This is a genomic window from Pantoea sp. Ap-967 (assembly GCF_011752565.1).
Taxonomy (GTDB): Bacteria; Pseudomonadota; Gammaproteobacteria; order Pseudomonadales; family Pseudomonadaceae; genus Aquipseudomonas.
In genome coordinates this window covers 1-22,030 of sequence record NZ_VWXK01000013.1, presented here as the reverse complement: position 1 = coordinate 22,030, position 22,030 = coordinate 1, and the positions used below count along the sequence as shown (strand labels likewise).

At 63.3% G+C, this 22,030-nt stretch carries 18 protein-coding genes; 7 read left to right on the top strand and 11 right to left on the bottom strand.

Annotated elements, in window-relative coordinates; genetic code table 11:
* Positions 1-248 precede the first annotated feature (248 nt).
* Entirely contained in the window at positions 249-4,022 is a 3,774-nt protein-coding gene (locus F3J45_RS15435) for a CheR family methyltransferase (protein ID WP_167064083.1), read from the top strand.
* Positions 4,023-4,240: 218 nt separating this feature from the next.
* Here F3J45_RS15435 and F3J45_RS15430 read toward each other — a convergent pair whose 3' ends face one another.
* Both F3J45_RS15430 and F3J45_RS15425 read right to left on the bottom strand, forming a co-directional pair.
* Positions 4,241-4,792, bottom strand: a complete 552-nt coding sequence (locus F3J45_RS15430; RefSeq protein ID WP_167064080.1) for an ATP-dependent Clp protease proteolytic subunit — start codon at positions 4,790-4,792, stop codon at positions 4,241-4,243.
* A gap of 26 nt (positions 4,793-4,818) precedes the next feature.
* Entirely contained in the window at positions 4,819-5,292 is a 474-nt protein-coding gene (locus F3J45_RS15425) for a phosphotransferase system, HPr-related protein (protein ID WP_167064077.1), read from the bottom strand.
* Between the two features lie 126 nt (positions 5,293-5,418).
* Here F3J45_RS15425 and ligD point away from each other — a divergent pair, with 126 nt between their 5' ends.
* Together ligD and F3J45_RS15415 are read left to right on the top strand one after the other, a co-directional pair.
* On the top strand, positions 5,419-7,896 hold the full coding sequence (gene ligD, locus F3J45_RS15420; protein WP_167064074.1) for a DNA ligase D: 2,478 nt from the start codon (positions 5,419-5,421) through the stop codon (positions 7,894-7,896).
* Between the two features lie 39 nt (positions 7,897-7,935).
* Positions 7,936-8,691, top strand: coding sequence for a PIG-L deacetylase family protein (locus F3J45_RS15415; RefSeq protein ID WP_167064071.1), 756 nt, complete (start codon positions 7,936-7,938; stop codon positions 8,689-8,691).
* A 146-nt stretch (positions 8,692-8,837) separates the two neighbouring features.
* Here the strand turns inward: F3J45_RS15415 and F3J45_RS15410 are convergent, their stop codons facing one another.
* From F3J45_RS15410 to F3J45_RS15395, 4 genes are all read right to left on the bottom strand, one after another.
* Positions 8,838-9,659 carry a Ku protein gene (locus F3J45_RS15410; protein ID WP_167064068.1) on the bottom strand — a complete coding sequence of 274 codons (822 nt, stop codon included), beginning with the start codon at positions 9,657-9,659 and terminating at the stop codon, positions 8,838-8,840.
* Between the two features lie 97 nt (positions 9,660-9,756).
* Positions 9,757-10,347 (bottom strand): nucleosidase, encoded by a 591-nt coding sequence (locus F3J45_RS15405; RefSeq protein WP_167064065.1) that lies wholly within the window; start codon positions 10,345-10,347, stop codon positions 9,757-9,759.
* Positions 10,348-10,467: 120 nt separating this feature from the next.
* Entirely contained in the window at positions 10,468-10,650 is a 183-nt protein-coding gene (locus tag F3J45_RS15400) for a general stress protein (RefSeq protein WP_167064062.1), read from the bottom strand.
* A 171-nt stretch (positions 10,651-10,821) separates the two neighbouring features.
* Positions 10,822-11,700: a Dyp-type peroxidase gene (locus F3J45_RS15395; protein ID WP_167064059.1), complete on the bottom strand. Its 879-nt coding sequence runs from the start codon at positions 11,698-11,700 to the stop codon at positions 10,822-10,824.
* 196 nt (positions 11,701-11,896) lie between these two features.
* Here F3J45_RS15395 and F3J45_RS15390 point away from each other — a divergent pair, with 196 nt between their 5' ends.
* Complete coding sequence (locus tag F3J45_RS15390; protein ID WP_167064056.1) at positions 11,897-12,790, top strand: bile acid:sodium symporter family protein; 894 nt, start codon at positions 11,897-11,899, stop codon at positions 12,788-12,790.
* 5 nt (positions 12,791-12,795) lie between these two features.
* Here the strand turns inward: F3J45_RS15390 and F3J45_RS15385 are convergent, their stop codons facing one another.
* Complete coding sequence (locus F3J45_RS15385) at positions 12,796-13,263, bottom strand: sterol desaturase family protein (RefSeq protein WP_167064053.1); 468 nt, start codon at positions 13,261-13,263, stop codon at positions 12,796-12,798.
* Between the two features lie 403 nt (positions 13,264-13,666).
* On the opposite strand from F3J45_RS15385, the gene F3J45_RS15380 reads away from it, so the two are divergent.
* Entirely contained in the window at positions 13,667-14,380 is a 714-nt protein-coding gene (locus tag F3J45_RS15380; protein WP_167064050.1) for an MgtC/SapB family protein, read from the top strand.
* Here F3J45_RS15380 and dksA read toward each other — a convergent pair.
* The 4 genes from dksA to tssM all read right to left on the bottom strand — a co-directional run bounded on the left by dksA (position 14,377) and on the right by tssM (position 20,205).
* The gene (gene dksA / locus F3J45_RS15375; protein ID WP_167064047.1) at positions 14,377-14,784 is read right to left on the bottom strand and encodes an RNA polymerase-binding protein DksA; all 408 of its coding nucleotides are present in this window, start codon (positions 14,782-14,784) and stop codon (positions 14,377-14,379) included. The two genes, F3J45_RS15380 and dksA, sit on opposite strands and share 4 nt — an antisense overlap.
* Before the next feature lie 185 nt (positions 14,785-14,969).
* On the bottom strand, positions 14,970-16,535 hold the full coding sequence (locus tag F3J45_RS15370) for a sensor domain-containing diguanylate cyclase (protein ID WP_167064044.1): 1,566 nt from the start codon (positions 16,533-16,535) through the stop codon (positions 14,970-14,972).
* A 68-nt stretch (positions 16,536-16,603) separates the two neighbouring features.
* On the bottom strand, positions 16,604-17,578 hold the full coding sequence (locus tag F3J45_RS15365; protein ID WP_167064041.1) for a DNA-binding protein: 975 nt from the start codon (positions 17,576-17,578) through the stop codon (positions 16,604-16,606).
* Positions 17,579-17,958: 380 nt separating this feature from the next.
* Positions 17,959-20,205: a type VI secretion system membrane subunit TssM gene (gene tssM / locus F3J45_RS15360; protein ID WP_205300534.1), complete on the bottom strand. Its 2,247-nt coding sequence runs from the start codon at positions 20,203-20,205 to the stop codon at positions 17,959-17,961.
* 137 nt (positions 20,206-20,342) lie between these two features.
* On the opposite strand from tssM, the gene F3J45_RS15355 reads away from it, so the two are divergent.
* Together F3J45_RS15355 and F3J45_RS15350 are read left to right on the top strand one after the other, a co-directional pair.
* The gene (locus F3J45_RS15355) at positions 20,343-20,774 is read left to right on the top strand and encodes a DcrB-related protein (RefSeq protein ID WP_167064038.1); all 432 of its coding nucleotides are present in this window, start codon (positions 20,343-20,345) and stop codon (positions 20,772-20,774) included.
* A 48-nt stretch (positions 20,775-20,822) separates the two neighbouring features.
* On the top strand, positions 20,823-22,030 hold a 1,208-nt coding region (locus tag F3J45_RS15350), incomplete at its 3' end, for a PAAR domain-containing protein (protein WP_205300533.1).

Here is a 22,030-nt window from a genome sequence, read left to right as displayed (position 1 = left end):
AACAGGCAACGGGCCGATCTGCTCAATTCGATTGCAAACGGCTGACCGGTGGCACGAAACACCGCCAGGGTAAAAGTTTGCGCGCTGCATACGCCGACGGCACTTTTCCCAGGCCACCAAGGTCACAACGCAAAGGCGCTTCGCCAGCTCCACCTCGCGGCAGAGCCGACGAACGGCCTATAATCGCTTTCCACGCGCCCGGCGATGCGTCAACGGGCTGAAATTTCCGGTCTGCACAAGGCTTCGCCATGACCTCGACCCCCGAGCAACCCGCATCGCCGCACAACCCTGCGCTAAGCCCAAGCCACCTGGACTTCCCGGTGGTCGGCATCGGCGCCTCGGCGGGCGGGCTGGAGGCCATCCGTACCTTCTTCCAGCAGATGCCCGGCGATTGCGGCATGGCCTTCGTGGTGGTGCTGCACCTGTCGCCCGACCACCAGAGCGTGGCCGACCGGATCATCCAGGAAACCACTTCGATGCCGGTGCGCCAGGTCACTTCGCCAGTACCGATCGAGCGCAACCATGTCTATGTGATATCCCCGGCCAACCGCCTGTCCACCAACGACGGCTACCTGCGGGTTACCCCGGCCAACCGCCGCCGTGGCGACCATGTGGCCATCGACCTGTTCTTCCGTGACCTGGCCGACGTGCACAAGGACCACGCCTTCTGTGTGGTGCTGTCAGGCACCGGTGCCGACGGTGCCGTGGGCCTCTCGCGCATCAAGGAACAAGGCGGCGTCACCCTGGTGCAAACCCCGGACGATGCGCAATACGACAGCATGCCCCGCGCCGCCATCGAAACCGGCATGGTCGACCTGGTGCTGCCCGCCGCGGAAATGCCGCAGAAGCTGCTGGAGCTGTGGCGCACCGCTCGCCAGGTAAAGCTGCCGGAAATCGAGGACGACACCCTGCCGCCGCCGCTTGGCACCCGCGCCGGTAACCCCCAGGCGTCGGAGCCGCTGCTCGAAGAGATCCTGCTCAACCTGCGCAGCGCCACCGGCCACGACTTCCAGCACTACAAACGTGCCACGGTGTTGCGCCGTATCGAGCGCCGCCTGCACGTCACCGGGCAAACCGACCTGGTCGGCTACCTGCGTTACCTGGAACAGAACGCCGCAGAAGCCAACGCATTGCTGGGCGACATGCTGATCGGCGTGACCAATTTCTTCCGCGACCGCGAGGCCTTCGAGGCACTGGAGCGCCATGTGCTGCCGCAATTGGTCAGCGAGGAAAGCGCCAGCAACGAGGTCCGCGTCTGGTCGGCCGGCTGCTCCACGGGTGAAGAGGCCTACAGCCTGGCGATGCTGGTGTGCGAGCAAATGGCCCTGGAGCAGCGTTCGAGCAAGGTGCAGGTGTTCGCCACCGACCTCGACCAACGCGCCATCGGCATTGCCCGCGCCGGGTCCTACCCCGAAGCCATCGTCACCGACGTGCCGCCCACCCGTTTGCGCCAGTTCTTCATCAAGGAAGACCAGCATTACCGGGTACGCAAGGAAGTGCGCGAGAAGGTGCTGTTTGCCCGCCACAACCTGCTTTCCGACCCACCGTTCTCGCAAATCGACCTGATCGTCTGCCGCAACCTGCTGATTTACCTCGACCGCGAAGTGCAGCGCGACATCCTGCAGATGTTCCACTTTTCCCTGCGCAGTGGCGGCTATCTGTTCCTTGGCTCGTCCGAGTCGGCCGACGTGGCGGGCGAACTGTTCACCCCGGTGGACAAGCGCAACCGCATCTTCCGCGCCCGTGACACGAACCCCGCCGGGCGCCGCTCTGGCCGGCAATTGCCAGGGGCCGACCTTGCCAACGTCGCCCAGGGCGTACCCGCCAAGGCCAAGCCGGGGCGCAAGCCGTCCTATGCCGACATGCACCACCGTGCCCTGGCCCTGCGCACGCCGCCCAGCCTGATCGTCGATGGTGACGGCAATATCCTGCACATGAGCGAAGGCATTGGCCGTTTCCTGCAGTTGGCCAGCGGCGAGCCGAGCCGTAGCCTGCTCAACCTGGTGCTGCCGACCTTGCGCCTGGCCCTGCGCAGCACGTTGTTCCAGGCGCGCCAGGGCGTTGACGCGGTAACCTCAAGGCCGGTTGACCTGGTAGACGGCGAGCACACCCAGCAGGTGGAAATCACCGTGCAGCCGTACCAGGACGAAGCGGGCAACAGCGAATGCCTGCTGGTGGTGTTCGAGCTGCGCGCACCGGACCCGTCGCTACCGTTGCCCGGAGTCATTCGCCAGACCGACAGCATGGTCCTGCACAACCTGGAACGCGAACTGCAGCGCACCCGCCTGCAGCTGCAGGAAACCATCGAGCAGTCGGAGGTTTCCAGCGAGGAACTGACCGCTTCCAACGAGGAAATGCAGGCCATCAACGAAGAACTGCGCTCGGCCAGCGAGGAGCTTGAAACCAGCAAGGAAGAGCTGCAGTCGATCAACGAAGAGCTGCTGACGGTCAACTACGAGCTCAAGAACAAGGTCGAGGAAACCGACAAGGTCAACGACTACCTGAGCAACCTGATTGCGTCCACCGACATCGCCACGGTGTTCGTCGACCGCAACCTGCGTATCCGTTGGTTCACCCCACGTGCCACCGACTTGTTCAACATGCTGCCGGTCGATACCGGCCGCTCGCTGCTCGACATCACCCACCGCCTCGACTACCCGGCCCTGGCCGACGATGCCCGCGCCGTGGCCAAGGGCGAAAGCATCATCGAGCGCGAGATCGGCGGCCTGGGCGGCCACTGGTTCCTGGCCAGGCTGCTGCCCTACCGCTCCAGCGAACAGAAAATCGACGGCACGGTGCTGACCTTCATCGACATCAGCAAAGGCCACGCCGCCGAAGAGCGCGTGCGCCAGGGCGAGGAGCGGTTAAGCCAGCAACTGGCCGAATCGCAGAGCAGCAGCCACATGAAGGACGAGTTCTTCGCCGTCATGTCCCACGAACTCAAGCACCCGCTCAACCTGATTCAGCTCAATGCCGAAATCCTTCGCCGCCTGCCCTCGATCAAGGGCCTGGGCGTTGCCAGCAAAGCGGTGGGCACCATTTGCGAGGCGGTGTCCAGCCAGGCGCGGATCATCGACGACCTGCTGGACGTGGCGCGCATCCGCACCGGCAAGCTCAAGCTCAAGACGGAACCTGTGGACCTGTGCGCCATCTTGCAGGGTATTCATGGCGTGATCCTGAGCGAGCAGCACGGTTGCACGGTGAACCTGGAACTGCCCGATGACGGCCAACCGCTGATGATCGAAGGTGATGTCACGCGCCTTGAGCAGATTATCTGGAACTTGCTGAACAATGCATTGAAGTTCAGCCCGGTGGGTAGCGAGATTCGCCTGCAGTTGCACCACCGTGAGGGGCAGGCCTGCCTGCAGGTGATCGACCAGGGCGTGGGCCTTGGCCCTGAAAGCCTGGAGCATATCTTCGACCTGTTCAGCCAGGCCGCGCCAGCAGCGGCCAACCCGACGCACGAGGGGCTGGGTATCGGCCTGTCGCTGGTACGCCAGCTGGCCGAAGCCCACGGTGGCAGCGTCGAGGCCAGCTCCCCAGGGCTTGGCCAGGGCTGCACGTTTACCGTACGGCTGCCCCTGTGCGACCCAGGTAGGAACCCGCAGGCCGAAGCGACACTGCCCGAAAGCGACGGGCGCCTGCAGGGTACACGGGTGTTGCTGGTGGATGACTCGGTGGAGGTGCTGGAGGTGATGCAGCAGTTGCTGGAGATGGAGAGCGCCGAGGTCGCCGCCTTCAGTGACCCGATCAGGGCGCTGGAAGCCGCCGCTGCCGGCGAGTACGACGTGATCCTGTCAGACATCGGCATGCCCGTGATGGATGGTCACGCCTTGATAAAAGCCCTGCGTGGCCATGCGCACCTGCGCTACACCCCAGCCATCGCCCTCACCGGCTACGGCGCCAGTGCCGACCAGTACAAGTCGCGCCAGTCTGGCTTCGATCGGCACCTGAACAAGCCCGTGGGCTATGACGAACTGGTCGAGGCCATCGAATCGCTGAGCGGGTCGATACCTTACTGACCCTGACCCTGCACTTGCCTGGCGCTACACGTGACTACCCACCTGCCTGGCGCTGCAGGTGACTACGCACCTGCCTGGCGCTGCACGTGTAGGAGCGAGCGCAGCTCGCGATGGGCTGCAAAGCAGCCCCGACGATACAAGCTGCAAAGCCGTTCTGCGTGAGAACCCGGGGCCGCTGCGCGCCCCATCGCGAGCTACGCTCGCTCCTACCAACCTCATCACGCATGCACACTCCACTGTTGCGCCTCCGCCGGCACGGGCATCTCGTCGATGGCATGAATCATCCCGCTCGCCAACGCTTCCTCAGGCCCCAGTATCCGTGGGTACGCCATCAGGTAGCGCGGCACATCGAGTACATCTGTACTCCCTTCGGTGCGCTGCGCCACAATCTGCGCATACAACCGCAAGTCATAGTCCAGGCTCATCGCATACTCGGCCATCCGCGCATGGTCCACCGATCCATGCAGCGTCCAGTGAAACGGGTGGAACAGAAACTTGCTGTGGCTGCACGCCGTGCGGTGTTCGCCGGCCAGGAACAGGATATTGCCCATCGACTCCACGGTGCCGAGGTTGTGGGTGTGCACGGGCACCGGCAGCGAGCGCAGGAAGTTGTACAGGGTGAACCCGTAGCTGCACTCCCCGCCCATGGTGGCGATGTTCAGCTGAATCTCCTCGGCCCCCTGCTGCATCGCACGCGAACAGGTGTTGATCAGGTTGCCGCAGGTAGATGAGTTGATCGGGCCGGTGAAATGGATGATGTGTCTGGCCATGCTCGCCTCCAAAGTTGGCAGCAATGTTAATCAGCCGCAGGCCTGGCAGGCGCCTTGCCTTCATCGTCATTGACCACATCATCGGTCCACGGTTCGCCATCCAACGGCGCCGAGCGCGCCAGCTCTGCCTCGTCCAGGCCAATGCCACCGCCTATCTCCTCGGCATCGACATGGCGCAGGGTTTGGTCCGATGGGCCCACGCCGCCCGGTTCATGCGGGTCGCGCGCACCGGTTTCGTCCAGCAGCGTGTCCGGGCTCAGGTCATCATCGGTTACGCCATCCTCATGCAGGCTGTCGCTCAGTGCCTCGCCACCGGTCATGCCGCTTTCGGCCACCCGTTTGGCTGGAAACTCCCGGGCCACCTCTTCAGCTGGGCGCTCATCGCCGATGCGCCCCTCGGGGCGCTCGTTGAAGTCCAGTTCATGGACGCTGCCCATGCGGTCTTCGGTGTCGTCGATCTCGGTTGGGGTGTAGGGCTTGTGCTCGTCTGTTCGTGACATGGCGGCTCTCCGGTAATGGGGTACTTCTGGTCGACTCCCCGCCCTGGGCAATGATTCAGAGTTTTTTGAACTCGGCCGGCGGCCACCCGCTCCCATTTCTAGAGAGCCTTATCCCTGGAGCCCGTGATGGCCAAGGCACTGCAGGAATACCAGCGCAAGCGTGACTTCGGCGCCTCGCCCGAGCCCAGGGGTAAGCGCGGCCGGGGCAAGGCCCATGCCCTGCGCTACTGCATCCAAAAGCACGACGCCAGCCACCTGCATTACGATTTTCGCCTTGAGCTGGATGGCACGCTGAAAAGCTGGGCTCTCCCCAAGGGCCCTTCGCTTGATCCCAGCGTGAAGCGCCTGGCGGTGCATGTGGAAGACCACCCGCTGGACTACGCCGATTTCGAAGGCCACATCCCCGAGGGCCATTATGGCGCCGGTGATGTCATCGTCTGGGACCGGGGCATCTGGGTGCCGGAGGGCGATGCACGCCAGGGCTATGCGCACGGCAAACTGAGCTTTCGCCTGCAAGGTGAAAAGCTCAGTGGCCTGTGGCACCTGTTCCGCACCCGCCTGGCCGGCAAGAAAGAACAGTGGATGCTGGTCAAGTCCCAGGATGGCGAGGCCCGCAGCGAAGCGCAGTACAGCGTCGTCCAGGCCCAGCCCGACAGCGTGCTCAGCGACCGTACCTTGCTGCCCAGACGTGCAGCCAAGCTCGCCCCGCGCACTGCGCGCAAGCGTGCCAGTGCCGGTAGGAAGGCCGAGCTGCCCAAGCAGCTGCAGCCGCAATTGGCCACGCTGGTCGACTCGCCGCCCAGCGGCGAGTGGCATTACGAGATCAAGTTCGACGGCTACCGTATCCTGGCCCGCATCCAGGGCGATGACGTGCGCCTGTTCACGCGCAATGGCCACGACTGGAGCGCGAAAATGCCGCGCCAGGTTGCGGCCTTGCAGGCCCTGGGTGTCGACTCGGCGTGGCTTGATGGCGAAATGGTGGCCAACGATGAAAACGGCAAGGCCGACTTCCAGGCACTGCAGAATGCCTTCGACAGCGCCAATGACGAGCCGCTGACCTATTACGTGTTCGACCTGCCGTATCTGGGCGGCGAAGACCTTCGCCAACTGCCGCTGCAGCAGCGCAGGGCAGCGCTGCGCCAGTTGCTGGCGCACGCGCCATCAGCACCCCTGAGGTTTTCCGAAGACTTCGATCAGCCGGTCGATGCCCTGCTCGACAGCGCCTGCCGCCTGGAACTTGAAGGGTTGATTGGCAAGCGCGCGGGCAGCCCGTACGTGGGCAGGCGCAGCGCCGACTGGATCAAGCTCAAGTGCAAGCAGCGCCAGGAGTTCGTGATCGTCGGCTTCACCGACCCCAAAGGCAGCCGCAGCGGCTTTGGCGCCCTGCTGTTGGCCTTGCACGACACCGACAGCGGCGAGCTGCGCTACGCCGGCAAGGTCGGTACCGGCTTCAGCGCCACCACCCTGGCCACTCTGCATGCCCGCCTGAAACCCCTGGAAATCGCCAAGCCTGCCCTACCCAGGCCGCCAACCGGTGCCGAGGCCCGCGGGGTGCACTGGCTCAAGCCACAGTTGCTGGCCGAAGTCGCCTATGCGCAGATGACCCGCGATGGCGTGGTGCGTCATTCCGTGTTCCATGGCCTGCGCGATGACAAGCCAGCCATGGCCATCGACCTGGAGCATGCCATGCCCGGCAATAACCCCCGCACGCACGCACTGCCCAAAGGCCTCGGCAAGCTGCGCCTGACCCACCCAGACCGGGTGATCGACGCCACCATTGGCGCAAGCAAACGGCAAATCGCCGAATACTACGCCGACATCAGCCCGTGGATTCTGCCGCAACTCAAGCACCGCCCGGTGGCGCTGGTGCGTGCGCCGGACGGCCTGGGCGGCGAGCTGTTTTTCCAGAAGCACGCCGACCCGTTGCACCTCCCCCACTTGCTGGCCTATGACAAGGCCGAAGCCGGCCAAGCGGCCATGGTCATCAACCGCCCAGACACACTGTTGGGCGCGGTGCAGATGAACATGCTGGAACTGCACACCTGGAACGCCACCGACAAGGACTTCGACAAGCCCGACCGCTTCGTTCTTGACCTCGACCCGGACCCGGCGCTGCCCTGGAAAGCCATGCTCGAAGCCACCCAGCTGACGCTGACCCTGCTCGACGAACTGGGCCTGAAGGTATTTCTGAAAACCAGCGGCGGCAAGGGCATGCACCTGGTGGTTCCACTGACCCGGCGCGCCAACTGGGATGAGGTGAAGGCCTTCAGCCACGCCATCGTCAACTACCTGGCCGAGCTGTTCCCCGACCGCCTCAGCGCGGTATCGGGCCCGAAAAACCGGGTTGGGCGCATCTTCATCGACTACCTGCGCAACGGCAAAGGCGCCACCACCGTATGCGCCTATTCCCTGCGCGCCCGCGAAGGCCTGCCGGTGTCGGTGCCGATCTGGCGCGAGGAGTTGGCACAGCTCAAGGGCGCCAACCAGTGGCACATCGGCAACCTGCGCCAGCGCCTGGTCGAAGTCGACGACCCCTGGGCAGACCTGGCCAAGACCCGCCAATCAATCACCGCGCGCATGCGCAAGCAAATGGGGCTGGCATGAGCATCAGTTGGCCCAAATGCCGGCCGGAGCCTGGAGACTATGAACCCTAACCTGATTCAGTCCAGTAACGGCACCCCGTGGGCCGCCTGGCAGCAAGGCGCTCATCTGGCCCGTGCCACCTGGATGAACGTGCAGCAACTGTTGCCGGCAGGCCGCCGATTGGTGCTGATTGCCCCACACCCAGGCGATGAAATCCTGATGGCGGGAGGCTTGCTGGCTAACCTGCGCGGGCGCGAGGACGACCTGGTGCTGATCTCCGCCACCGATGGCGAAGGCAGCCACCCCGGCTGCGCGCATTGGACCGAACACCGCCTGCGCCGGCAACGCCCGCTGGAAAGCCGCCAGGCCCTGCAGGCCCTCGACCTTGACCTGATGCGCCTGGACTGGCGCCGGCTGAACCTCAAGGACGGCGGCCTGCCACGCGAGGAGGCCTTCCTGGTCAACCACCTGACCCAAGTACTGCGCCCGGATGATGTGCTGATGGCCACCTGGCGCGACGACGGCCATTGCGACCACGAGGCCGTGGGCCGTGCTGCAGCCCAGGCGGCCCAGGCGCGCAAGGCGCAACTGGTGGAAGTACCGGTGTGGGCCTGGGACTGGGCCCAGCCGGATGACCCGCGTCTGCCTTGGGCCCGTGCCCATCGCCTGCAATTGGACGAGGCCAGCGTTGCCCGCAAGCGCAAAGCCCTGGCCGCGCATGTCAGCCAACTGCAAACGGACGGCCCTCGCCCGGCGGTGCTGCCGGTCAACCTGCAGGAGTGCCTGCTGCAGCCGTTCGAATTGGTGTTGCTTTGAGTGGCGAATCCCGCATGAATCCCGTACGTAGGAGCGAGCAAAGCTCGCGATGCGATTTGCCAGGAATACACTGCCTTCAAACCCAATTCACCTGAACCACCGCTTCGCGAGCTGCGCTCGCTCCTACCAAAAAAGCGGGCCTGGTTTCAGGAGGCCTTGCGCGTGCGTTTGGCGGCTTTCTTGCCCCCCAGGCTGCGCTTGAGCAATTCGGTGAGGTCGATGATATCGGCGCCCTTCTCGTCCGCCTCGCCTTGCCCCTTGTCGACCACGGCAATCTTGCCCTTGCTGGCCTTCTCTTGCACCAGGTCCATGATGGTCTGGCGAAACGCATCATGGTAATCGTCCGGCGCCCACGGGCCGCTCATGTCGTCCACCAGCCGCCGGGCCATGTCCAGTTCCCGTTTGGCCGGCTTGCTGTCGGTCACGCTGTTGTCCAGTTCCAGGGTTTCCAGCCCACGCACTTCCTCGGGCCAGCGCAGGGTAATCATCACCAGCGCCTCGTCCAGTGGGCGTAACAAGGCCAGGTGCTGGCGGGTATGCAGCACCACCGTGGCCAAGGCCACCTTGCCCGTCTTTTCAAGGGTGTCGCGCAGCAGCGCGTAGACTTTGCCGCCGCGCTTGTCGGGGCTCAGGTAATACGGGGTATCGAAGTGCTGCAGCGGGATTTCCGAGGCTTGCACGAACGAGAAGATTTCAATGGTCTGGGTGGCTTCCGGGCGCGCCTTGCGGATTTCCTCCTCGCTGATCACCACGTAGCGGCCCTTCTCGTACTCCACGCCCTTGACGATGTTGTCCTTGTCGATTTCCTTGCCGGTGACCTTGTTTACCCGCTTGTAGCCCACCGGCTCCATGCTGCGCTTGTCGAGCCAATCGAAATCCACCCGCTCGCTGCGTACGGCGGTGTTCAGCGACACAGGGATATGCACCAGGCCGAAGCTGATCGCACCTTTCCAGATTGCCCTGGCCATGTCAGTAGCTCCCGAGGACGGCCCGGCAGTTGGCGGGCCCTACCAGAACCGACCGCATGGCGCGCTGAAGGTTTACCCCGTCAGCCTTGCGGCAGGCTCAATCCACCTGGGTGAACAGCACTTGCTCGAACGCCTGCGCCGCCAGGTGCACTTGCACCGACCAGTCCTGCGCGGCATCGGAGCCGGCGTCATCGGAAATGTATTTGAGGCATACGAATGGAATGCCTTCTTCGCGGGCGATCAGGGCAAACACATAGGCCTCCATGTCGACCACATCGTAAGGCGCATCACCGTGGTTGATCTCGAAGCTGTCGCCACTGCCGCAGGCTTCCACCGGTAAACCTGGAATGGCCTGGCCATGTTCCAGCAGTACCGGGATATCGGCGAGCGGCGTCTGGTAGCGGGCGAACCCGAGCGGGGTCACGTCCATATCACGCTGCACGAAGCGTGTGCAGCACACGACGGTGCCCTTGCCGTGGCGCAGGCTGCCAGCGGAACCCAGGTTGACGATCAACTTTGGCCGGCGCCGAGCGATGGCCTTGGTCAACGCGATGGCTGCATTGACCTTGCCGATGCCGGTGAACACGGTATTGACGTGGGCAAACACGCTGCCCGCTTCGGCTTCAAGGGCGAAGACGAACAGGGTGTCGTCCAGAGAGATATCAGGGAATTGCTTGATCAGCATCATTGCGCGCGGGTGTCCGGGTGGCTTGCGATGGGCGCTGCCATTGTCGGCAATCGCTACCTGATTGCAAGCCCTGCTCGAATGGGCGCAGTGCCAGGTCGCCCCGGCACTGCGCGCCGTCACTTACGAGCGGCCGCCCTTGCGGCCCGACTCGCGGTCCTGGTGCATGTTGCCGCCCCCTGAGGACTGGCCGCCCTTGCGGCCGGCGTCGGAAGCCTTTTGCCGGTCATTGGCGAAGTTGCCCGGGTTCTTGTTGCCACCCTGGCTGCCTTGGCTGCCGGTACGGCTGTTCTCTTTGTTGGCCATGGTCTTCTAACCTCATGTGACTTCAAAAGTGCACGGCACAGGCGCCGTACACAGGTTGAGAGTTCGGCGATATCAATGCATTCGTTTTAGTGCGACAGGTTCGGACCGGTGGCGTTAAATATGCGGCCCGGGAGTATTTGGCGCGCCAGCGACCGGTTGTTCCAGCTGCAGTTAGGCCAGCAGCAGGCGCAGGTCCACGCCCACTTCGCCCATCGGCGGGCACCAGTAGAAGCCGCCGGTCAGCGGGCGGCTGAAGCGGTACAGGCCGTCGATGATGCCGTCCTCCAGGCCACTCATGCGTCGCAGTTGCACCTCGAACGCCTCGAAGCTGTGGCCCAGGGCGACGAACGCCAGGCCCGCGCCACGGCTGTCGGCCCAGGCCACCGAACGGCGCACCATGAAGGCCTCGGGCTCGAAACTCTCCTGTGCGGTGCGCTTGACGTGGGCCGACTCGGGCGCGTCGTCGAGTTCTTCGTTATCGCTCAGCCGGCGGCCGATGATGTTGTCCTGGTCTTGCTGGGGCAGCGACTTGAAATACGCCAGGTCGTGTTTCCACAGCTGGAAGGCGGCGAAGCTGGAGCCTGCCAGGCCTGGGGCTTGGCCAACCACGATGGCGGCGTCTACCGCGTCCTGGTCGACGGGGTTTTCGGTGCCGTCCTCGTACCCGGTCAAGTCATGGCCGCCGCGGTGCAGGAAGCCATCGACGCTATCGGCCAGGCTCAAGGCCGGGGCCAGCAGCTTTTCCAGGGCCTGGGCCTGCAACAGCAACTCGCCACGTTCGTTGCCGCGCAGCCACAGCCACAGCGCATGCTGGGTGCTGGGGTTCTCCACTGCCGCACCCAGTTGCGGGAAGGCCCGCAGGCCCGGCACTTCACGGCCCAGTGCCTTCACCAGCGGCGCGCCAATGCCAAGCACCAGCTGCTGGCCGTCTACCTGGGGCAGCAGCGCATCCAGGGCCGCAGGCAATGCTTCGGGCGACTGCAGGGAGAAGAACAGGTGGCGGGCATGGGCCGGCACCGGAGTGGCAAGCAGACCTTGCTGAAACGGCATGACAGGCTAATCCTCGGTAAAAAAGCGGGAATGCTACTGCGCCCGACCGCCTATCGCAATGTGGCATGCACGCGCTGCGCGGCAGGATGGGGCCGAGGTCCAGTAACAATAAGTTACCAAGTGCTGGCGCAATGCGATCAACCTGCGCCCAAGGGCGGCCTAGACTGCTTGCATTCATGTGCCCGAGAATTTGCCAATGACTGCTTCGCCCCTGCTTACCGCCGTCCTGCCCCTGGCCTTGGGCATCATCATGCTCGGCCTTGGGCTGTCGCTGACCCTGGCCGATTTTGCCCGGGTGGTGAAGTACCCCAAGCCGGTGCTGGTCGGCTTGTGCTGCCAGATCCTGCTGCTGCCGCTGGTGTGTTTCCTGATCGCCAATGGCTTCGGCCTGGAATCTGCCCTGGCGGTTGGCCTGATGCTGCTGGCAGCCTCGCCGGGCGGCACCACCGCCAACCTGTTCAGCCACCTGGCCCACGGTGACGTGGCGCTGAACATCACCCTGACGGCGGTCAACTCGCTGATCGCCATCCTGACCATGCCGCTGCTGGTGAACCTGTCGCTGGCCTGGTTCATGGCCTCGGACCAGGCAATCCCGCTGCAATTTGCCAAGGTTCTGCAGGTGTTCGCCATCGTACTGCTGCCGGTGGCCCTGGGCATGATGATTCGCCGTTGGGCGCCGGGCTTTGCCGCACGCATGGAGAAACCGATGAAGCTGGTGGCAGCGTTGTTCCTGGCGTTCACCATCGTCCTGGCCCTGGCCAAGGACTGGCAGACCGTCGTCGCCTATGCACCGGTAGTGGGCCTGGCGGCGCTGCTGTTCAACGTGCTGAGCCTGGCAGCGGGTTACTGGGTGCCACGCTTGCTGAACATCCCCAAGCGCCAGGCCATTGCCATTGGCATGGAGATCGGCATCCATAACGGCACCTTGGCGATCGCCCTGGCGTTGAGCCCGTCACTGTTGAACAACCCCACGATGGCCGTGCCAGCGGCGCTCTACAGCCTGATCATGTTCTTCACTGCGGCGGCCTTTGGCTGGTGGGTGAGCCGCGGCCACGGGGCTGCGCAGGCGCAGGCCGAGTCGGCCAACTGACGCCTTCAGGGCCTGTTGCGCCGCGCCTGCAGCTGGCGTTTGAGCACCTTGAGGGGCGGCGCGTAGAAAAAGCCGAACGACACGCTGCCCGTACGCCCCTTCACCGCATGGTGCAGGCGATGGGCACGGTCCAGGCGCTTGAGGTAGCGGCTCACCGGGCGTGGCTTGCGTGGCCAGTGCCGGTGGAAGAAGCCGTCATGGGCCAGCACGTAGAGCACGCCGTACCCCGCCACACCACCGCCTACCCACTGCAACGGCGCATGGCCAGCCTTGCCCAGCACCACCAAGGCGGTGGCGATCAAGGCCAGCGCCAGCAGGTACAGGTCGTTAGTCTCAAGCATGCCCAGTTGCGGTTCGTGGTGCGAACGGTGCAGCCACCAGCCCCAGCCGTGCATGATGTATTTGTGCGCAAACGTGCCGACCCCTTCCATGGCCACCAAGGTGCCAATCAACACGGCGAGATTGAACAGCATGTAACGGTTCCGGGGATGGCAAAGAATGCTGCGAAGGGTAACGATTCTGGCTGGGCATTTCCATGCAGGCGTGACCGGTTGTAGGGGATTTCCTCATGAATCCCTTGTCATGCTTTCACCCTTGACCCCGCTCCTGTGCGGGCGTAACGTCCGCGGCGCAACTTCGCAACCCTTTACAGGAGTCCTGCATTGGACAGTAGCCCCAGTCGCTTGCGACAGGCCCACTCGGCGAGCTAGTCCGGCAGCCCCTGCCACTGTCTCGCCATTGGCAAGACGGTGAATCTGGTAGCCCAGGTAGGCTGCCTCCCTCCTTCCCTCCGTGGTCCTGCGCATTTTCTGGTTTTTCAACCGCGCCACCTGATGTGGCGATCATGCGGGCCTGTGCCCGTGGAAGAGGTACGCTATGGATTGGAAAGTCTTTCTGCTGCGCGTCAGCATCGCCCTGCTGCTGGGCGCCATGATCGGCGCCGAGCGCCAACTGCGTCAGCGCCTGACCGGCTTGCGCACCAATGCCTTGGTCAGCACGGGTGCCTGCCTGTTCGTGCTGATGACCCAGGCAGTGCCAGGCATGGCCCCCACTGATGCCTCGCGCATTGCCGCCTACGTGGTGTCGGGCATCGGTTTTCTGGGAGGGGGTGTGATCATGCGTGATGGCCTGAATGTGCGTGGCCTGAACACCGCCGCCACCCTCTGGTGCACCGCTGCAGTGGGCGTGCTGTGCAGCCTTGGATTGCTGCTGGAGGCAGCACTTGGCAGCCTGGTGGTGTTATGCGCCAACATTCTGCTGCGCGATATCGCCCAGCGGCTCGACCGCCAGGAAGTACTGCCGGCCACTGAGGTGGAGCAACATTTCGAGGTGCGCATTGTTTGCCGTGCCGAGGATGAAATTCAGGTGCGCAGCTTGATGCTGCACAGCCTGAATGACCCGGAACTGCGCCTGCAATCGCTACAAAGCGAGGATTTGGCCAACCCAGCGCGCCTGGAAGTGCGTGCCGAACTGCTTGGCACGCCCAAGGCGCCGGCCCAGCTGGAACGCCTGGTGAGCCGCGTGAGCCTGGAAAAAGGGGTCAGCTCGGTGCGCTGGCAGTTGCAGCCGCAGGGGCTGCCGGCGGATTAACGCTCGTCGCGCAGATGGCGTTCCTTTTGCTCTTGGCGCTCCTTGGCCTCGATGCACAGGGTGGCCGTGGGCCGTAGCAGCAAGCGGCGCAAGCCAATGGGCTCGCCGGTTTCCTCGCACCAGCCGTAGTCACCGCGGGCCAGGCGCTCCAGCGCCTGGTCAATCTTGTCCAGAAGTTTCTTTTCCCGCTCCAGCGAGCGCAGCTGCCACTGCCGTTCCTCTTCCGCGCTGCCGATATCAGCAGGGTCGCTGTGCACCTCTTGTTCGCGCAAGGCGCGGAATTCCTGCTCGATACGCTGCTGCAAGTCGACGCGCTGGCCTAGCAGCAAGCTGCGGAAGAATTGCTGCTGGACTTCGTTCATGTAGGCTGCGGGGGCCTGGCGGAGCAGTTCTTCTTCGGTCATGGCATGGCGGCTCGGGTGAACGCGGGAGCTCTGAGTGTTACGTTATAACCCAATCATTGCAAGTAGGAGGTTGCATGTCCCGCGGGGCATGGCACCGGCGGCGCCGGTGTTCGCGGGGCAAGCCCGCTCCTACAGAGGGTTGCGGCGCGGCTGCTGGCACTGTTCCCTGCGCGACAGCGACACAATTACCCTGTGATTGCCAGCAGGGGCGCCGCCACCGTATACCCATCCCGCCCTAGCCGCTTGGCCTCGTAAAGCGCGCCGTCTGCCGCCGCCATCAGGCTCTCCGACGTGCTCGCATCACGCGCAGGATGGCCAACCGCGATCCCCGCGCTGGCCGTTACCCGGCCCAAGGGACTGTCGGCGTGCGCCATCATCTGCCGGCGCAGCAGTAGCAGGATTTCTTCGACCATCTGCTCGGCGCCTTGCAGGTGGGTGCCGGGCAGCAACAAGGTGAACTCCTCGCCACCATAGCGCACCGCCAGGTCAGCCGGGCGTTTCAGCGATTGCTGCAGCACCTCGGCAAACCGTCGCAGGCATTGGTCACCAGCCGGGTGGCCATAGCGGTCGTTATAACGCTTGAAATAGTCCAGGTCGAACATCACCAGCGCCACCGGGTAGCCTTGGCGCCGGGCCCGCTTGAGTTCAGTCTCGAACACCGCGTCCAGCCGGCGCCGGTTGCCCAGGCCCGTGAGGCTGTCGGTCAGGGCCAAGGTCTTGAGCGTCTGATGCGCCTGGTGCAGTGCGCGCTCGATGGCGATCCGCTCGCGCAACTGGCGCAGCACTGCCCAACCGAAGGCGGCCAGGCCCACCAGCAATATAAGCAGCACCGCCACCGACTTGATTACATCGTGCCGCCAGGGCGCGATGATCGATTCCTGCGACAGCCCCGCCTCCACCACCAAGGGGTAGGTCGACAGCGCCTGGTAGGCATACAGCCTCGGGGTGCCATCAACCACCGCGACCGCTTCGGCCAACCCCTCACTGGCGAACGGCAAATGGTTACGGAACACTTCGCTGTTGGCCAGGCTGCGCCCTATCACGGGTTCGACGAAGGGCCGCCTGACCAGGATGGTGCCGTCGCGCATGGCCAGCACCAACGCGCCCCGCTCATCGATCTTGAAGTCGCCGTAATAACGCACGAACCAGTCGACCTTGATGGTGCCCAGCAAAACCCCGGCAAAACTGCCGTCAGGGTTATCCAGCCGCCGCGAGATGGGAATGATCAGGTCGCCTGAAGAGCGGCTACGCACCACCGTACCGATGCGCACGGCGCGCTCGGTGTGGGTACGGTGATAGGCAAAATAGTCGCGGTCGGCGTTGTTCGCATCGGGCGGGATGCTGGCCTGGTCGGTGACGATCCAGCTTCCGTCCGGGCCGTACACGAACAAGCCGTGCAATTGCGGCATGATCTGCTTCTGCTGGGCCAGCAAGGCCTGCAGCCGTGGCCGGTCGAGGTGGTCGAAGCCATCGCCTTCAAGGCGCTCAGCGAGTGCGGCGGTAATGGCGTTCACCTGGCGGATGGCATCCTCGGCGTGTTGGCCGATGGCCCTGGCCAGGTTGGTGACCATGTTTTCGGCATTGCTGTAGGCGTGCCGATAGTCGCGCCAGATACGCCAGCCCTCCACCAGCACGAACGCCAGCATGACCACCGCCATGAAAGCCAGCACCAATCGGAACAACGCCACCGCGCGTGCTTCACCGGTGATTGCGTACAGCCCATCTTCGTCCTGTTTTCTGGCCGTACCCATGCAATTCCCTGCCCCTGGAGCGTGCGCCGCCTATGACTATAGCCCAGCGGTGCGGCCGGAACACGCCTCTATCGTTCGGCGTCCCTATACGCCTTCAAGGCCTCATCACGCTTGAGCAGTTCTTCTTGCAAGTGCTGCAACTGTCGGCCTTGCTCACCATACAGCGCTCGCTTGTCTTCCAGGGCTTGCTCCAGCCCCTGCAACTGCCTGCGCATCTCGTCACTGGCGCCCTGCGCCTGGGCAAGGATGGTACGCAAGCCTTGAATCTGCGCATCGCGCTGCTCCAGCAGTTCATTCTGGACCTTGCATTCGCTGGTGGCCTGGCGGTGCTCACCAAGCAGGCGTTCGTTGTCGCGGTGCAGGCGCGTGAGTTCATCCTGCTTGACGATCATGCCCTGCTGCAGCTGACGCAGTTCCACCTGCAGTTGCTGCAGTTGCGCCTCGTGGCGGCGCTGCTCCTGCTCGCGCTGTTCGCGGCTGGCGGTGCGGTAATGCTCCAGCGCATCCCGGGCGTGCCTGTGTTTGTCTTCCAGCGATTTGACCTGCTCGTCCTTGTCGGCCAGGCGCAGCTGCAATTCACCGAGTGACTGGTTGAGGCTTGCACTGCGCAACTGCTCGGCCTGCAGAGTGTTTTGCGTGGTAGTCAGGCGTTCCGACTCAGCGGCCAGCGCGGCTGCTTGAATCTGCTGTTGCTGGTGGGCGGCCGCCAGTGCCTGCTGGGCCACCTGCAATTGCGCCTGCAACTGTTCGCGTTCCTCGCTGAACGCCGCTTCAGCCGCCAGAACCTGCGCATCCGCCTCTTCCTGTACCTGCGCCGCCAGTTGCGCCACCAGTTTGCTCAGGGGCTCGCTCAAGGCCGCCTGCCCCTGTAACGCCGCGGGTTTTACGCCTTCAAGCTCTTTCAGGTAGCGGTGAATGGTGGTTTTCGAACCTGTGTTGCCCAACTCGATACGTACCGCATCGATGCTGGGGTATTCACCCCGGGCGATCAGCACCTGCCGCGCCTGCTGCACTACCGCCTTGTTGATACCGCCCCGGGCCATGTTTGCTCCTACGATTTCGTATTGTGTTACGTAATATGTAAATACAGGTGAATTTTCACCATGTTGAAGGCTTTTTTCAAGTGAAATCTAAGGCTTAATAATCACGGCTTATCGAATGTTATCGCTCAAAATGCAGGTCTTTCTGTGCCGCCGCGTACTGCAATCCTGTACCTGTGTAGGAGCGAGCAAAGCTCGCGATGCGTTGCCAATCGCGAGTGAGCCCTTAAGGCCTGCGTCGTCCGTCAGATTGCATCGCGAGCTTTGCTCGCTCCTACGGTGTGCTCTGGCCGGGTTGACGCGGGCGGCGCCAAATCCTCCAGGCAAAAAAATACCCGCAACGGTGTCCGTCACGGGTATTAGTACCTTCAGGGGCTCAACAGTCAGTTGGACGCCGTGCTCTGCAACAGGCCCCGCGGCAACTTGAAGCCCTTGAACGGTTGCTGGGTGATGGGGTTGAACGCCTTTTCAGCATTCAACCGATAGCGCATCACGCCATCACCGGTGCGGAAGCTCACGTCAACACTGCTCGCCGTGCGCCCGTTCAGCGCTGCGCGGCTGAGCAGGCGGAACATCGACCACGGCCCGCGGTACTCAAGGCTGCTGCTGGTGCCGGCTTGCTTGAGCAGCGTAAGGTTGCTGCGCACCTGCGGCCCCAGCGTATTGGGCCAGATCACGCCAATGATCTGGCTCGGCCCGTGGGTATAGGCAATCAGCTGCCCGTCCAAATCCAGCAGGCTGGTACGCTGGTTGGCACTCAGCCCCAAAGGCTCGATGCTGAACTGCACGCTGAGGTTGCCCCGTGGGTCGAAGAAGGTTTCGCGGATGCGATCGGCCGCCTCCAGCTGTTCGATCACGTCAGCTCGAATCAGCGAACCACCCTGGCGGCCCGCCTTCAATGCCTCGAGGTTGTCCTTCAGGAAAACCTTCAGGTATTGATCCTGAAACTGTTGCAACCGCCCCTTGGGCCCAAAGAAGGCTTCGAAATCGTCCAGTGAGGCATCCGGCGCCCGCACCACGAAGGGGTAGCGCCCTGCCAGGCGCTGCTGGAAGAAGCTGTACACCTCGGCATCCCAGCGCCGCTCCAGTTCGCGAAGGGCCTCGACGTTCAGCACCATGGCGGTTTGCTCGGCCACTTTGCGCACCTGGTGATTGATCGGCTCCGGCAAGCCACTCGCCACCCGCTGCAAGGTGCCGATCGGGTCGTGCCCGGTCATCGAAAAGCGCTGATGAACAGCCTGGAGTGCGGCACTGCCTCGGTCCGGGCTGTCTTGCACGGCCTTGGCGTAATCATGAACGGCCGTAATGGCGGCTAGGGTTTCGTCGTAGTAGCTCGGCTTTTCACCCGCCGCCTGCAGCATGGCGCTCAAGCCGGCGAACGCCCGCTGGATGGCCCACGCCTGCTGCTGCCCTGGCGGGCTGTTTGCCGGGCGCAGTGTTTCGGCCTGGTTGACGATGTCGGTGCCTGCGGGCGCCGAAAGCGATGTGTTGTCTTTCACCGTCTCCAGCAGGCGGTGCAGCGGGGCTGTTGGCCCAGTCAACTGCTGCAGGATTGCCACACCATGGTCCAGGTCGCGGAAATCGGCTACCGAAAAAGCATTCAAGGCATGGCGCCAACTGTCGATGAAGTCAGCGCTGTAAAGGTTGCGTACGCGCTCGCTCAGCGCCTCCCGGTCGGCGTCCGAGTAATCGAGTTGGCCGCGCTCGCCCAGTGCCCACTGATCGATCATGGCCAGCTCGGCGAAGTGCTGACTGCGCGGTTCGAAATAGGCCTTGAAGCCCTTGGCGGTGAGCATCGACGGGAGCATCACGCTGCCCGCCCCCTGCCCGCTGCCGGAGGAGGTGCGATACACCACATCGAAAGCCGGCCCCACTTGATGACGCAGGTTCAAGCCCGTGCGCAACTGTTCCTCGGCCTGCTGTTTGAGGCCTGCATAAACCCGCTCGGGCAATGGCACCTTGCGCAACGCTTGCTGTACATCGGCGATACGTTGCCTGTATTGAGGCAAGTCGGTATCGGCATAAGCCAAGGCGTACTTCAGGTGCTGCATGAGGTCGCGCTGCAACTGCCCTTGCCCCGGGAATTTTTGTTGCCACTGGTGGGCCATCCAGCCTTCGACCCACTCAGGCCGACGGTTGCGACGATACTCCAGCATCCGATAGACCCTGAGCGCAGCCATTTGCTGCTCACTTCCCGGGGGCGCTGCGTCCATGGCATCGACCACGCCACTGGCCAGCGCTGGCAAGAACCGCCTGGAAAGCAAATTGAGGTAGGCCTCGTCGACCCGTGGCCCGATAGTCCGGCCCTGGTACAGCCCCAGGTCGGCAACCCCGGGCCAGGCTGCTCGGTAATCACCAAACACCGCCACCGCGTCGCGAATCTGGTCCAGCGGTTCAAGCAAATTGCGCCCGGTTGGATCCAGGCGTTGGTCCACTTCGTGGTCGCTGAATTCCCTGCTCTTGGCCAGCACGCTGGCCGCCTTGGCAGCATTGATGTCGAAGTAGCGCTGCCAGCTGGCGACCGTGACGCACAAGGCCAACACCCCGACCCCGGACCCTACCCAGAACAACTGGCGCTTGCTGCGCGCCACCTTGATGTTGTCGCCGGCAAGCCCTGCTTCCGGGTACACCCGCAGCGAAGCTGGATCTTAACCCTGAGGGTGGGCAAGCGGGCGCCACTGCGAACGGCCGCGACGCCAGCGGGCTAAGGGCCGACGTGGATGGGCATTTCGAATAACCACAAAAACTCCAGAAAGGACTCCTGCGCATGACTGAATACCTGACTCACGATGTGCTTCTCGATCTGGGCGAAGAAGCCCCCGAAGACCTGACACTGAACATGCTGCGCTTCGCCAACCGAGGAACGACATTGGTAGTGGCCCGCAGCCCAGTCACACACAACCAGACCTTGGACGAAGCCATTGACGAGCAACTGAACATACTTCGCAAAAAATCGAAGGCAATGACCATCACCGCCACCCAGGTCGCGCGACTGGGAGGCGCAGAGCAGTTCGTGGAGGCTCGCGAAATGGCCATTCAATTCATGGTTGGCGACAAGCCCAACTTCCAACTCCAAGCAGCCTGCCTGGTGCCCTATCAGCAACGCTTGCTAGTGCTCAACTACAGCAAGCCCGGCCCCTTGAGTGACAGCGATATCGAGCACTGGCGCGGGATCAAACAAAAGCTCCGATTTGCCTAAGCCCCTCTTCTTCCCAATTCCTTTCTAACCACGTAGAGCTTGAAACCTATGGCGCAAACCGTCCATGCAGCCCGTGAGGGCGATGCAATCCTACACCCGTCGCTTGCCGCCGAAATGCTTAGCGCAATCGCCGAAGCCGCCATCTATGCAGCAGCAACTGCTGCCGTTGCCGCCGCCATCAGTTTGGCCGTTGTAGGTACCGTAGCGACCGGCGGCGCAGCCGGCTTCGCCATCGCTGCCGTCGCCGGCGTAGCGGTGGGTGCAACGAGCACCCTTTCGGTCGGCGAAGATCAGACCATTGGAGAGGCCATCTCCAGCTTCTGCGACGCGCTTGGCAACAGTGTCGACGCACCCGATCCCTGTGGAAAAATTGAGAGCGGGTCAGGCAACGTGTTCATCAACAGCAAGCCTGCCGCCCGCGCAGCGGGTATTACGGGCCCACCGGGAGGCGGAGCGGCCGAGGGCGAGCAAGCCGAACCTTCCATCCTGGAAAATGTGGGGTCCATGGCAATGGCGGCGGCGCCCTACTTGTTGCCGGTATTGGGACTGGGCATGGCGATACGTGACATCTTCAACCCGCCCGTCTCCACACCAAAGAACCCTGGAGCGCAAGACCGAAGTAAAGATTTGATCTCATGCAGCCGCCACCCACCTCTGCCTGACAACTATATCGCCCAAGGATCGGACAAGGTTTTCATAAATGGTCAGCCTGCAGCGCGATCCGGTGACAAGACCACCTGTGATGCGACTATCGATGTAAATGAGAAAGTGTCGCCGAATGTGCGAATTGGCGGCGGGACGGCGACGGTTCGTGACATTCGCAATGGCAAAAGCAAGATTGCAATGTTTACGGGAATTATTGCAGGGATACTCATTTCACGACGAATAAAGTTCCGTCCCCGTCCCTTGAAGAGCATGTTTCCCTTTTCGCTGTTCAAGCGTTGCGTAGGCAATCCCGTCATCGTGTCGACTGGCAGCAAAGTGCTCGGTGGACCTGAGGATGTTGACTTCAGTCTCCCGGGTTTGATTGGAATCGATTGGGCGCGCAGTTACGACAGCAATGATATACGCCATGACGGCCTCTTCGGTATGGGCTGGAGTGTCCCCTACGAGGTGGAACTGGTCCGGGTCCCACATCCTCAAGGGGGGCAGCTGTGGATCTACATCGACGAGGAAGGCAACCGCTTGGAACTAGGGCGCCTCGGCGCCGGCGATGCGTTCGTGAGTGTCACGGACGGCCTTGCGTTCTTCCAGTT

Coding starts and splice junctions, on each gene's coding strand:
- F3J45_RS15435 (WP_167064083.1), top strand. CDS start 249: ATGACCTCGACCCCCGAGCAACCCGCATCGCCGCACAACCCTGCGCTA.
- F3J45_RS15430 (WP_167064080.1), bottom strand. CDS start 4,792: ATGGCCAGACACATCATCCATTTCACCGGCCCGATCAACTCATCTACC.
- F3J45_RS15425 (WP_167064077.1), bottom strand. CDS start 5,292: ATGTCACGAACAGACGAGCACAAGCCCTACACCCCAACCGAGATCGAC.
- ligD (WP_167064074.1), top strand. CDS start 5,419: ATGGCCAAGGCACTGCAGGAATACCAGCGCAAGCGTGACTTCGGCGCC.
- F3J45_RS15415 (WP_167064071.1), top strand. CDS start 7,936: ATGAACCCTAACCTGATTCAGTCCAGTAACGGCACCCCGTGGGCCGCC.
- F3J45_RS15410 (WP_167064068.1), bottom strand. CDS start 9,659: ATGGCCAGGGCAATCTGGAAAGGTGCGATCAGCTTCGGCCTGGTGCAT.
- F3J45_RS15405 (WP_167064065.1), bottom strand. CDS start 10,347: ATGATGCTGATCAAGCAATTCCCTGATATCTCTCTGGACGACACCCTG.
- F3J45_RS15400 (WP_167064062.1), bottom strand. CDS start 10,650: ATGGCCAACAAAGAGAACAGCCGTACCGGCAGCCAAGGCAGCCAGGGT.
- F3J45_RS15395 (WP_167064059.1), bottom strand. CDS start 11,700: ATGCCGTTTCAGCAAGGTCTGCTTGCCACTCCGGTGCCGGCCCATGCC.
- F3J45_RS15390 (WP_167064056.1), top strand. CDS start 11,897: ATGACTGCTTCGCCCCTGCTTACCGCCGTCCTGCCCCTGGCCTTGGGC.
- F3J45_RS15385 (WP_167064053.1), bottom strand. CDS start 13,263: ATGCTGTTCAATCTCGCCGTGTTGATTGGCACCTTGGTGGCCATGGAA.
- F3J45_RS15380 (WP_167064050.1), top strand. CDS start 13,667: ATGGATTGGAAAGTCTTTCTGCTGCGCGTCAGCATCGCCCTGCTGCTG.
- dksA (WP_167064047.1), bottom strand. CDS start 14,784: ATGACCGAAGAAGAACTGCTCCGCCAGGCCCCCGCAGCCTACATGAAC.
- F3J45_RS15370 (WP_167064044.1), bottom strand. CDS start 16,535: ATGGGTACGGCCAGAAAACAGGACGAAGATGGGCTGTACGCAATCACC.
- F3J45_RS15365 (WP_167064041.1), bottom strand. CDS start 17,578: ATGGCCCGGGGCGGTATCAACAAGGCGGTAGTGCAGCAGGCGCGGCAG.
- F3J45_RS15355 (WP_167064038.1), top strand. CDS start 20,343: ATGACTGAATACCTGACTCACGATGTGCTTCTCGATCTGGGCGAAGAA.